Raw genomic sequence first — 11,915 nt, 5'->3', positions numbered from 1 at the left:
TTATACACCGTGGTTGGCCGCCAGCTTGCCCGTAACGGGGAATTTACGTATGATCGCCAGCCTTTTCGCGTGCGGTGCCTGGCTATAGGAGTCCGGGTGGCGGCACGCATGGAATCCCACACAGAGGTTGTGACCATGAAGCAGGCTATCCACCCCGAATACAAAGAGATTACTGTGACTTGCAGTTGCGGTAATACCTTCCAGACCCGCTCCACCGTGGGCCGTAACCTGAACCTGGACGTTTGCTCCGCCTGCCACCCGTTCTATACCGGCAAGCAGAAGATTGTCGACACGGCCGGCCGCGTGGATCGCTTCCGCCAGAAGTACGGCATGAAGAAGTAACAGTACCGGTACCGGCGCTGACGCGAGGGGTGTCCACCGGACACCCCTCGTCGTTTGCGGCGGGCATTCCTTGGCCGCCAGACCCCGCGGAGCGCAAGTCACATGACGACACCGACCCTTTCTGCGCGCGATCAGGCCGCGCTCGATTATCACGCCCAGCCGATGCCGGGCAAGATTGCCACCGCCATCACCAAGCCCTGCGCCACCCAGGCGGAGTTGAGTCTGGCCTATACGCCGGGCGTCGCCGTGCCGGTATTGGCCATCAAGGACGACCCCAGTGCCGCCTATCGCTATACCGGCAAGGGTAACCTGGTGGCGGTGATCAGTGACGGTACCGCCGTACTGGGGTTGGGCAATGTGGGGCCGCTGGCGGGCAAGCCGGTGATGGAAGGCAAGGGTGTGCTGTTCAAGCGCTTTGCCAATGTGGACGTGTTCGACATCGAGGTGCAGGCGGAGTCGCCGCAGGCCTTCATTGACACCGTGGCGCGTATCGCCCCCACCTTTGGCGGCATCAATCTGGAAGATATCGCCGCCCCGCACTGTTTTGAGATCGAGGCGGCCTTGCAGGCCCGGCTGGATATTCCCGTTTTCCACGACGATCAGCACGGTACCGCCATCATCATCGGTGCCGGTCTGCTCAATGCCCTGGAATTGCAGGGCAAGAAGCTGGCCGATGCCCGTATCGTCTGCCTCGGTGCTGGCGCCGCTGGCATTGCCTCCATGCGCCTGCTGGTGGCGCTGGGCGCGGCGCGCGAAAACATCATGCTGGTGGACCGCAAGGGCGTGATCCACAGTGGGCGTGATGACCTCAACGTCTACAAGCAGGAGTTCGCCGTCACCACCGAGCGCCGCACCCTGCTCGACGCCATGACCGGTGCCGATGTATTCATCGGCGTGTCCGGTCCGGACCTGGTGAGCCGTGAGGCACTGGCGGCGATGGCGCCGCGGCCGGTGGTGTTTGCGCTGTCCAACCCGGTGCCGGAGATTCGGCCGGAACTGGCGCGCGAGGTGCGCGATGACCTGATCATGGCTACCGGCCGCAGCGACTATCCCAACCAGGTCAACAACGTGTTGGGCTTTCCCTTCATCTTCCGTGGCGCCCTCGATGTGCAGGCCAAGTGCATCAACCAGGAAATGGCGATCGCGGCGGTGGAGGCCTTGCGTCAGCTGGCGCATCAGCCGGTGCCGGCCGAGGTGTTGCAGGCCTATGGTGTGGACCGCCTGAGTTTCGGGCCTGAATACATCATTCCGAAACCCTTTGACCCGCGCCTGATCGCCCATGTCCCGCCGGCGGTGGCGCGCGCTGCCGTTACCACCGATGTGGCCCGTGCGCCGTGGCCGGCGCATTATCCGGCGCTGTAGTTTTCTCGGGGTTGATAGATACCCAGGCCGCGGAGTTGTCGACTCCGCGGCCTTTGTGTTTCTGTCGCCATCAGGGTAAGGGTGGTGCCAGCAGCCGCTCCACCTCTGCCACGCCGGCGCGCGGCATGGGCCGGTGGTCCACCGGGCTGAGCGGCCGGAGGCGTAGCCCGCCGGCCGGAAAGACCGTCAGTTCCAGGGTGATGTCGCCGGCGACGAAGCGATACAGCGGCAGGGTCTGCCACGTGTCCATGGTGTAGCGCACGCGGCGCTCATCCTGTTCGCAAGGTATGCGCTGATCGTGCAGGAACAGCGCGACCGCCTCGGGCGTATCGGCAAACAGATGCAGGTGCACCGGGGTGTGGGGCGGTGCGATCCCTGTCAGCACCGGGCCGACCAGGCGGGGCTCGAAGCGCGCCAGCAGGCGCATGGCCTTGAGAGCGGTCTGGCGCAGCTCGCGCAGTTGTGTGGTCTGGCTGTCGGCCTGGAACAGGGCACGGTATTGCAGCAGGGCCTGTTCGATGGCGGCATTGTCCGGCAGGTGGCGCAGGGACACGCCGAGGCGGGCCACGGCCTTGCGCCGGGCCTCGTCAAAACCCGCCGCCTCGCCCTGGGCCAGCAGGCGTGCGGATTCCTGGACGACCTGCTGATATGGGCGGGACTCACTGTCCGCGCTGCCCGAGCCGCGGCGCCGCTTCATGGCTAGAACAGCTGCTCCGATAGATTGCCGCCATCACCACCCGGACGCGCAGCATCACCCGCTGGCGTGACGGGTTGCGCCGTAACATCCTCGCTGCGGAATACTTCGAAGATGGCATTGGGATTGGCGCCGCTGGTGAATTCGCCGGTCTCGGGATCAATCCGCGCTGAAACCAGTCCAGCGGGCTGTTGCAGGGGCTGCTGTGGCACACCGCGCAGTGCCTCGGCCATGAAATCCACCCACATGGGCAGCGCGGCACGCGCGCCGGTTTCCTGATTGCCCAGCGGGCGTGGCGTATCGAAACCCAGCCAGGCGGTGACAGCCAGATGGTGGTTATAGCCGGCAAACCAGGCATCGCGCTGCTCGTTGGTGGTGCCGGTTTTGCCCGCCAGATCGTTGCGGCCCAGTGCCAGTGCCTGGCGGCCGGTGCCATGGCGTATCACATCCTGCATCATGCTGGTGCTCAGATAGGCGGTACGCGCATCCAGGACCCGCGGTGCGGCATTGATGCTGGGGCTGGCCTGTGGCACTGCTTCCGCCGCGCCCGCATCGGGCGTGGAAACAAGCGCATCCTGCTCGCATTCGGCACAGGCCTGCACCGGGTTCGCCTGATAGATGACATTGCCGGCAGCATCTTCCACACGGTCGATGAAGTAGGGTTCCACCAGGAAGCCGCCGTTGGCGAAGACGGTGTAACCGCGTGTCAGCTCCAGCGGGGTGAGGCTGCCGCTGCCCAGGGACAGTGATAGATCCCGCGGCAGCTTGCTGCGCGTGAAGCCGAACCGCTCCAGGTAGCCGATGGTGTAACCGATGCCGATGGAGCGCAGGACGCGGATGGACACCAGATTGCGCGAGTTGGTCAGTGCCACGCGCAGGCGGGTGGGGCCGTAGAATCGGCCACTGTAGTTTTCCGGGCGCCAGGCGCTTTCCAGCTCCGCATCCTCGAACACCACCGGCGCATCGTTGACGACGGTAGCGGGGGTAAAGCCCTTGTCCAGTGCAGCGGCATAGATGAAGGGTTTGAAGCTCGAACCGGGCTGGCGTTCCGCCTGGGTGGCGCGGTTGAATTTGCTGTGAAAGAAGTCAAAACCGCCGGTCAGGGCCTGCAACGCACCATCCTGAGGGCGCAGCGCCACCAGGGCGGCGCTGGCGTTGGGTACCTGGGCCAGGCGCCAACTGCAATCGCTGTGCAACTGGATGCGGATGATGTCGCCGACCTTGAGTATGTCTGCGGCGCGGCTGGGTGCGGGGCCAAGGGTGTTTTCATCGATATGGGCGCGCGCCCAGGCGAGGCCCGGCCACTCGAGGAGCACCATCCCGACAGCCGGATGGTAGGCGATGGCCGATTGTGCCTCCAGCGCCACCACCAATGCCGGACGCAGGCCACCAACGGTGCCATAACCACTTAGCGCCTGATCCCAGTCATCGAAGGTCGCATTGGCGGCCTGCGCCACATGGGCTTCGGCACCCCGGTAGCCGTGGCGCTCGTCGTAGCCCAGCAGTGCGTCCCGCAGGGCCTTGTTGGCGGCACCCTGCAGTCGGGTATCTATAGTGGTGTAGACCTTATAACCCGCAGTGTAAGCGTCATTGTTGTAGCGCTCGACCATCCAGGCACGTGCCATTTCAGCCACATAGGGGGCCTCGGCATCGGTAGTGATGGCATGCAGGCTGGCGGTGACGCCGGAGGTACGGGCGGTGTCGTACTCATCTTGTGTGATAAAGCCTAAAGTAAACATGCGGCCCAGCACGTAGTTGCGCCGTGCCAGGGCACCGGAGGGATTGCTCACCGGATTCATGGTGGACGGGGCCTTGGGCAGGCCCGCGAGCATGGCATACTGGGCCAGGCTGAGCTCACGGATGTCTTTGCCGTAATAGGTCTGGGCGGCGACCGCTACGCCGTAGGCGCGCTGGCCAAGAAAGATTTTGTTGAGGTACAGCTCCAGTATCTCTTCCTTAGTCAGCTCACGATCGATCTTCAGTGCCAGCAGGATTTCCGTAATCTTGCGGGTATAGGTCTTCTCGGGTGTCAGGAAGAAATTGCGTGCCACCTGCATGGTGATCGTGCTGCCGCCCTGACCCTTCTCGCCGGTACGCAGCAGATGTACCGCGGCGCGCAACAATCCTTGGTAGTCGACACCGGGATGCTCGAAAAAGCGATCGTCCTCTGCCGCCAGCACCGCCTTGATCATTAGATCAGGTATATCCTTATAGGCGAGCGGCGTGCGCTTCATCTCGCCATACTCGCCAATCAGCGCACCATCGCGGGCGTAAACGCGCAACGGTACCTGCATGCGTACGTCTTTCAGTACCTCGGTGGAGGGCAGGGTGGGGGCCAGATGGAAGTAGATGGCCACGGCAGCGAGGCCGCCCACCAGTGTGACGGTGAGGGCTGTCCACAACAGCAGACGCAGGAGTTTCATCAGGGGCTTCATCAGGGGTTGGCTTTGCGACGGGTTCAACACACCGTAATAAAGGCCCGGAGTATAAAGGTTTTGCCGGGCGTGAACTATGAGACCGTTGGCGAAATTATTTGTTGACCCGCAGTTGACACTGGTATTTAATGTAGTAAAACATATATATCTCCTAACATAGGGGTTTATAAAGGAAAAATGGTCTCGCTAGCTCAGCTCTTGCAAGGAAGTAAGCCATCGATACTCGGGCTCGATATCAGTACGACTGCGGTCAAGCTGTTGGAGCTGAGCAAGAGTGGCGAACGTTACCGGGTGGAAAGCTATGCGGTTGAGCCGCTTCCGCCTAACTCCGTGATTGAAAAGAATATTTCAGACGTCGAGGCCGTTGGTGAGGCCATTCGTCGTGCCGTCAAACGCTCCGGCAGCAAAGCCAAGCATGCCGCCGCCGCGGTCGCCGGTTCGGCGGTCATCACCAAGGTCATCTCCATGCCCGGCAACCTCTCCGATGCCGAAATGGAGAGTCAAATCCAGCTGGAGGCGGACCAATACATCCCCTATCCGCTGGAGGAAGTGAATCTCGATTTTCAGCCCTTGGGCCCCTCTGACAACGACCCCACCCGCGTCGATGTACTGCTGGCGGCGTCCCGCAGCGAGAACGTGGACGTGCGCGTGGCGGCCATCGAACTCGCCGGCCTTGTGGCCAAGGTGATCGATGTAGAGGCCTATGCGATGGAAAACGCCTTCACCCTCATCGCTGCCCAGTTACCGGAGCGCGGAGTGGACAAGACCATTGCGGTGGTCGATGTGGGCGCCACCATGACCACCCTCAATGTGTTGCACGACCTCAAGACCATCTATACCCGCGAGCAGGTGTTCGGCGGCAAGCAGCTGACCGAAGAAATTCAGCGCCGCTACGGCCTCTCTTACGAGGAGGCCGGTATGGCCAAGCGGCAGGGCGGCCTGCCGGACAACTATGTGCCTGAAGTGCTGGAGCCGTTCAAAGAGGCGATGGCGCAGCAGGTGAGCCGCTCGCTGCAGTTCTTCTTCTCCTCCAGCCAGTTCAACAGCGTAGATCAGATTGTGCTGGCCGGCGGTTCGGCGTCGATTGCAGGCATAGATGAGCTGATTGAATCCAAGCTGGGGGTGCCGACCATGGTGGCCAACCCCTTCACCAATATGAGTATCGCGCCCAGGATCAAGGCGCAGGTGCTGAGCAATGATGCACCGGCCCTGATGATTGCCTGCGGCCTGGCCCTGCGGAGCTTCGACTGATGGCGCGCATAAATCTACTTCCCTGGCGTGAAGAGCAGCGCAAGGAACAGCGCAGACAGTTCTTTGTCGTGTTGGGCGGCTCGGCGATCCTGATGTTGCTGGTGGTGGGGTATGTGCATCTGCACATCAACGGCATGATCCAGACGCAGGAGTCACGCAACAATTACCTGCAAACCCAGATCAAGGACGTTGAATCCAAGATCAAGGAAATAGACAACCTGGAGCGGCAGCGCCAGCAGTTGTTGGCGCGTATGCGTGTAATCGAGCAGCTGCAAGGCGATCGCTCGGTGATCGTGCACCTGTTTGAGGAGTTGGCCAAGGCAGTGCCGGAGGGTTTGCACCTGGTCAATGTGAAACAGACCGGCCGAAATCTGACTGTGCAGGGTGTGGCGCAGTCCAATGCCCGTGTGTCTTCATTCATGCGCAATCTGGATGCTTCCCCCTGGTTTGAGAATCCGGTGCTGGAAATCATCCAGGTCGACAGCAAAGGGGAGCGGGGGACCCGTACCTTTACCCTCCGAGTCAACCAGTCAGTGGACAAGGACAAGGGGTAAACAATGGCTCTGGATTTATCACAGTTCAGGAATCTGGACCCGAACAATATCGGCAGCTGGCCCCCGCTTGCCAAGGGTGGCGTGATCGCGCTGGTCTGTGCCGCAGTGTTGGGCCTGGGATACTGGTTCGATACGCAGGAACAATTGGATGTCCTGGAGCGGGCTCGCCAGAGCGAGGAGCGCCTGAAAAAGGATTTCGAAACCAAGCAGGCCAAAGCGGCAAACCTGGAGGCTTACCGCCAGCAGATGGTCGAAATGGAGGAATCCTTTGGCACCATGCTGCGGCAGTTGCCCAGCAAGACCGAAGTGGCCGATCTGCTGGTTGATATTACCCAGACAGGATTGGCCAGCGGCTTGGAGTTCGAGTTGTTCAAGCCTGGCAACGCCAGTCCCAAAGAGTTCTATGCGGAGCTTCCGATTGAGGTGAAGGTGGTCGGTAGCTATCACTCATTCGGAGAGTTTGTCAGCGGCGTCGCTGCGTTGCCCCGGATTGTAACGTTGCATGACATCAGTATTATCCCTGCCCAGATTGCTACCGGTACCCTGACTATGCAGGCGAATGCAAAGACCTACCGCTATCTGGATGAAGAAGAAATAGCCGTGGTACGCAAAGCGCAGGAAGCACAGAAGGCACAAAAGAGAAGGTAGCTGGTGAGACCCTGTGGGAACGGGCCGGCTGCAATAGGATAAAATAGTGATGCCAAGGTAATGCTAAGGCACAGCAAAGGTGGCAACTAGATGTCGATAATGGATGATACCGGGCTTAGCTACATAGAACCCCCGACTGTGTCGGTGTGGCGGGTGGCGGCGTTATTATTTGTTTCGCTGTTGGCGCTGACTGCATGTACTGGTGAGAATCATGGTGATTTGGTTACTTACGTAAATGAAGTAAAGGCGCGCAAGGCAGCTCGTATTGCGCCTCTACCGGAAGTTAAGAGCTATGAGTCCTATCACTACAGCAAACTCGATCTGCGCGACCCCTTTAAGCCGGCCGTTGCCGAGGCGATAACAGACGCAGTGACAAGTGCGGGTCTACAGCCGGATGTACAACGCAATAAAGAGCCCCTGGAAGCATTCCCTCTGGATTCGTTACGTTTCGTTGGGCACCTCGAACAGGAGGGCCGGGTCTGGGCCGTGGTTTTTGCCCCCGACTCTTTGGTCTATCGAGTCGAAGAGGGCAATTATCTGGGGCAGAACTACGGCCGGATATCGTTGATTAGCGAGAGCCAGATCAATATCAGAGAAATCGTACCTGATGGTCTGGGCGGCTGGACAGAACGTGACGCCACATTGATGTTGGCAGAATAATCCCATGGGGTGCTCAAGAATGAATATCGGTACTATGCTACGGGCAGGCAGCTGGTCACGGGAGAGGCAGATGCAAAGCATGAAGGGAATGGGATATCGGCAGGTGCTCCTCGGAGCATTGATACTGTTGTTTGCAGGAAGCGTGTATGCCGCATCTCTCTCGCTAGATGACGTCAGCTACGCCGCGCTGCCGGGGGATAATGTGCAGGTGCGGTTGACATTGTCCGGCGACGCACCGCAGCCGGGTACGTTTACCATCGACAATCCCGCACGTATTGCCCTTGACCTGCCGGACACGACCCTGGGTGATGCCCGGAAGAGCCAAACCATCGGCATTGGTGTTGCGCGTGGCGTGCAGGCTGTGGAGGCGGGTAATCGCACGCGTGTGGTTATCAATCTCGTGCGCTTGGTGCCTTACCAGGTGCAGACGGAAAAGAATGTCATCATCGTTACCTTGGGGGCTGCAGACAGCAGTAGCAAGTCTGCTGTTGCAACACAAACTTCCGGCACGGCTTCCAGCAAGGTGGTGCAGAAAAATCATCTGAAAAACGTCGATTTTCGCCGTGGTGAACGGGGTGAGGGCCGCGTCATTGTGGACCTCTCCAATCCCGGTATCGTGGCAGATATCAATGAAGAAGCCGGCAAGATTGTTGTCGAGTTTTTGTCCACTAACCTGCCAGAGGCACTGGAGCGCCGGCTCAATGTTGTCGATTTTGCCACCCCGGTGAGCGTCATTGATACCTTGGCGCGCGGCAACAATGTGCGTATGGAAATCGGTGCGCAGGGGCTTTTTCAGCACCTTGCCTACCAGGCAGGAAGTAGCTTGACCATAGAAGTGTTGCCCGTCACGAAGGCGGAAGAAGAGGCGGTGCGCAAGGACAAAGATGGGTACACGGGCGAGAAGCTGTCGTTGAATTTCCAGAATATCGAAGTGCGGGCGGTGCTGCAGTTGCTTGCCGATTTTACCGGACTCAATTTGGTTACCAGCGATTCGGTGAAGGGTAATGTGACCTTACGGCTCAAGAACGTCCCCTGGGACCAAGCCCTCGATATCATCATGAAGGCGCGCGGCCTTGCGATGCGCAAGACGGGTGATGTGATCATGGTCGCACCGACCGAGGAGTTGGCTGCGCGTGAGAAGTTGGAGCTGGAGGCGCAAAAGCAGCTGACGGAACTGCTGCCGCTGTATAGCGATAGTATTCAGGTCAATTATGCCAAAGCTGCAGATTTGGCGGCGCTGCTCAAGTCACAAGAGAATTCGCTGTTGTCCGAACGAGGCAGTGTAACAATTGATGAGCGCACTAATAAGCTATTGGTGCGGGATACTACAGATAATCTAACGGCAATCCGTCGGTTGGTGGATGAGTTGGATGTGCCGGTGCGGCAGGTCTTGATCGAGTCACGTGTTGTCCTGGCTACGGATAATTTCAACAAGGAGCTGGGCGTGCGTTTCGGTGTCACCAAGACCCCTTCATTCCCGCCCACTGGGGATGCGACCGTGGTGTCCGGTAGCCTTTCCGCGACGACCAATGTGTTGAATGGAGAAACTATCGAGGCCCCGGCACGTTATAACGTAAATCTTCCCTTGAGCAACATGGCCGGAAAGGGAGGCACGATAGGTTTGGCGCTGGCGCGCTTGCCGCTGGGTACATTGGTTGAGCTGGAGCTGGCCGCTGCGCAGGCGGAAGGTCAGACCGAAATTGTGTCGAGTCCTCGGGTAGTTACCGCGAATCAGAAAGAAGCCACCATTGAGCAGGGTGTGGAAATCCCTTACCAACAGGCGAGTTCCAGCGGTGCTACCAACATTACCTTCAAGAAGGCTGTGCTGAGCCTGAAGGTGACACCTCAGATCACGCCGGACGACCGCATCATCATGGATCTCAAGGTGAACAAAGACAGCCCGGATTATGCCCGTTCTGTATTGGGCCAGCCACCCATCAATACCCAAAATGTCTCGACCCAGGTTCTGGTTGATAATGGTGAAACCATTGTCTTGGGCGGTGTGTATGAGCAGAACAAGCAACACCAAATCAATAAGGTGCCGTTCTTTGCCGATCTGCCCTTGGTTGGTGCCTTGTTCCGCAACAAATACCAGAAGGACGAGAAGTCGGAGCTGCTGATCTTCGTTACGCCGAAGATCCTCAAAGAAGGTACTGCCATTCAATAATGGGCGGAGCTGTTGCAACACTCCGCAGTGATGGCGTGAGTACCAAGCAAGTAAACCTCTTTCTTGTCGGCCCCATGGGGGCCGGCAAGACGACCATCGGCCGGCAGTTGGCCAATGTCTTGCAGCGGGAATTCAAGGACAGCGATCACGAGATCGTGCGTCGCACCGGTGCCAGCATTCCGCTGATCTTCGATGTCGAGGGCGAGGAAGGCTTCCGTAAGCGGGAGCGGGATGTCATCGCCGATCTGACGCAGGAAAAGCAGCTCGTTCTGGCTACCGGTGGCGGTGCGGTGTTGTCGGAAGAAAATCGCCGCCATCTGCGCGAGCGCGGCGTCGTCGTCTATCTGTACGCCTCTATCGACCAATTGCTCAAGCGCACGGCCCGTGATCGCAATCGCCCGCTGTTGCAAACCGCCGATCCGCGCGCCAAGCTGGAGGAGTTGATGCGGGTGCGGGATCCGCTCTATCGGGAGGTGGCGGATATGGTGCTGTATACCGATGATCGTTCTGTGCGCAGTGTCGTCAAGGAAATCCTGATCCGCCTCGACGAGCTGGCCGCTGAAGCTCGTTAGTCAGCATTGCCCTGTACCGGCGCTTTCAGGGTCGAAGTACCACCTTCAGACGTAGATACCCCAAGGCTTCGTAGTCCCTGATTTGGATTGGCCCGTGGGCGGCCACGTTCACAAAGCTGACAAAATCCTCCGCTGATCGGCCGGCGCGCTCGGCATGGGCGCCACAGACATGCACGTTGACCTGGGTGTCTGCAATCAGTTCTCGCATGCTCCGCTGTATGTCGGTGAATTCTTCCGCGCCTTCAAGCAGGGCGAACTGTTCGCGCCCATGACTGACCAGCGCAATGTCGATGCCGGGAAAGCGCTTCCTGATTTGCCCAATGACGTCGCGTAGCAGTGGCACGCCCTTCCGCAATCCGTCATCTCTTCCCACCACCTCGATCACCACGCCAGGCGGGCGAGCCCCGGAGAGCACCTGCTCCAGTGTCGCTGCGCTAGCGGTGGCATGGCCTGTCAGCAGCAGGATTAGAAGGGGGGAAAACAGGCGCGTCAGGCGCATGGTGCTCTCCAGGGCCGGTGGCATGATAAAGTGCGGGCCCGATACTCTGACGAGAATAGCATGCGATGAGTTCACCCCGTGGCGGTGCCCATGAGCGGCACTTGAAGAGGCGGCAGGATAACCCATTGTTTCCGCCCCCGATTCGTAAGGTCGATGGCACTGCAGTGAAGGAGGCGCGGCGGCGTGATGTCGACGAACGCACGGCCTTTGATAAGCAGTTCCTGCGCCTGTTGGAAGAGTCCCTCCGGCTCAAGCCGAATGAGACGAGCGAGAAATTATTAGACCTGAAGGGCCGATTGGATCAGGCCTACACTTTGTTGGCCTCGCTCGGCGGGGAGCATGAGCCCTACAGGCAAGGGTTGCGCCGTCTGACCGATACGCTAGTTGCTGCCATACGCCGCGCCGCCGGCGGCGATCCTACAGCTGTGGCAGAATTGGCCCAGGAGCAGCTTGCCCGGGAACAGCACTATCGTTTGCTGGAGTTTCCATTGGTGGCCGATCTGATGCGTCCGGACTCGCCGGTAGCGTCGGACGAGTTGGTGGCCACCCTGCTGTCGGTGCAGGCCGACGAGTTAGAGGCCGCCCTGTGGCTGTTCGATGCCGAGCAACTGGCCGCCATCTATCGTGAAGCGTCCGTGTTGGTGGAGGCGGTGGGCACGGTGCAAGCACAGACGAATCTGGCGGTACTCCGCGTCCACCTACAGGATGCGGGCTGATCGTCTATGGGCGGA

Annotated in this window: 12 protein-coding genes; 9 read left to right on the top strand and 3 right to left on the bottom strand. The window is 59.7% G+C overall.

What is annotated here, in order from left to right; genetic code table 11:
• The first annotated feature begins 135 nt into the window (after positions 1-135).
• The gene (rpmE, locus tag ACMV8A_RS12355) at positions 136-342 is read left to right on the top strand and encodes a 50S ribosomal protein L31 (RefSeq protein WP_495326141.1); all 207 of its coding nucleotides are present in this window, start codon (positions 136-138) and stop codon (positions 340-342) included.
• Positions 343-444: 102 nt separating this feature from the next.
• Positions 445-1,704: a malic enzyme-like NAD(P)-binding protein gene (locus ACMV8A_RS12350; RefSeq protein WP_495326140.1), complete on the top strand. Its 1,260-nt coding sequence runs from the start codon at positions 445-447 to the stop codon at positions 1,702-1,704.
• A 70-nt stretch (positions 1,705-1,774) separates the two neighbouring features.
• Here ACMV8A_RS12350 and ACMV8A_RS12345 read toward each other — a convergent pair whose 3' ends face one another.
• Complete coding sequence (locus ACMV8A_RS12345; RefSeq protein ID WP_495326138.1) at positions 1,775-2,401, bottom strand: hypothetical protein; 627 nt, start codon at positions 2,399-2,401, stop codon at positions 1,775-1,777.
• A 2-nt stretch (positions 2,402-2,403) separates the two neighbouring features.
• A complete protein-coding gene (locus tag ACMV8A_RS12340; protein ID WP_495326137.1) occupies positions 2,404-4,821 on the bottom strand; it encodes a penicillin-binding protein 1A in 2,418 nt (805 codons plus the stop codon).
• Between the two features lie 189 nt (positions 4,822-5,010).
• Between ACMV8A_RS12340 and ACMV8A_RS12335 the strand changes: the two genes are divergently transcribed.
• The 6 genes from ACMV8A_RS12335 (at position 5,011) to aroK (ending at position 10,685) form a co-directional block, all read left to right on the top strand.
• The gene (locus ACMV8A_RS12335) at positions 5,011-6,084 is read left to right on the top strand and encodes a pilus assembly protein PilM (RefSeq protein ID WP_495326135.1); all 1,074 of its coding nucleotides are present in this window, start codon (positions 5,011-5,013) and stop codon (positions 6,082-6,084) included.
• Positions 6,084-6,638, top strand: coding sequence for a PilN domain-containing protein (locus tag ACMV8A_RS12330; RefSeq protein ID WP_495326133.1), 555 nt, complete (start codon positions 6,084-6,086; stop codon positions 6,636-6,638). The genes ACMV8A_RS12335 and ACMV8A_RS12330 overlap by 1 nt, the downstream gene beginning before the upstream one ends.
• Positions 6,639-6,647: 9 nt before the next feature.
• Complete coding sequence (locus tag ACMV8A_RS12325; protein ID WP_495326163.1) at positions 6,648-7,286, top strand: type IV pilus inner membrane component PilO; 639 nt, start codon at positions 6,648-6,650, stop codon at positions 7,284-7,286.
• Positions 7,287-7,376: 90 nt separating this feature from the next.
• Entirely contained in the window at positions 7,377-7,946 is a 570-nt protein-coding gene (locus ACMV8A_RS12320) for a pilus assembly protein PilP (RefSeq protein ID WP_495326132.1), read from the top strand.
• Positions 7,947-8,016: 70 nt separating this feature from the next.
• A complete protein-coding gene (locus ACMV8A_RS12315; protein WP_495326130.1) occupies positions 8,017-10,113 on the top strand; it encodes a type IV pilus secretin PilQ in 2,097 nt (698 codons plus the stop codon).
• Positions 10,113-10,685, top strand: coding sequence for a shikimate kinase AroK (aroK, locus tag ACMV8A_RS12310; protein ID WP_495326129.1), 573 nt, complete (start codon positions 10,113-10,115; stop codon positions 10,683-10,685). The genes ACMV8A_RS12315 and aroK overlap by 1 nt, the downstream gene beginning before the upstream one ends.
• Positions 10,686-10,710: 25 nt before the next feature.
• On the opposite strand, the gene ACMV8A_RS12305 is transcribed toward aroK, so the two are convergent.
• Positions 10,711-11,184 carry a DsrE family protein gene (locus tag ACMV8A_RS12305; protein ID WP_495326128.1) on the bottom strand — a complete coding sequence of 158 codons (474 nt, stop codon included), beginning with the start codon at positions 11,182-11,184 and terminating at the stop codon, positions 10,711-10,713.
• A gap of 65 nt (positions 11,185-11,249) precedes the next feature.
• Here ACMV8A_RS12305 and ACMV8A_RS12300 point away from each other — a divergent pair, with 65 nt between their 5' ends.
• Complete coding sequence (locus ACMV8A_RS12300) at positions 11,250-11,900, top strand: hypothetical protein (RefSeq protein WP_495326127.1); 651 nt, start codon at positions 11,250-11,252, stop codon at positions 11,898-11,900.
• The last annotated feature ends 15 nt before the right edge of the window (positions 11,901-11,915 follow it).

The sequence above is a fragment of the Sulfurivermis sp. genome, from assembly GCF_059410345.1.
This window is presented reverse-complemented; position numbering and strand designations above follow the sequence as displayed.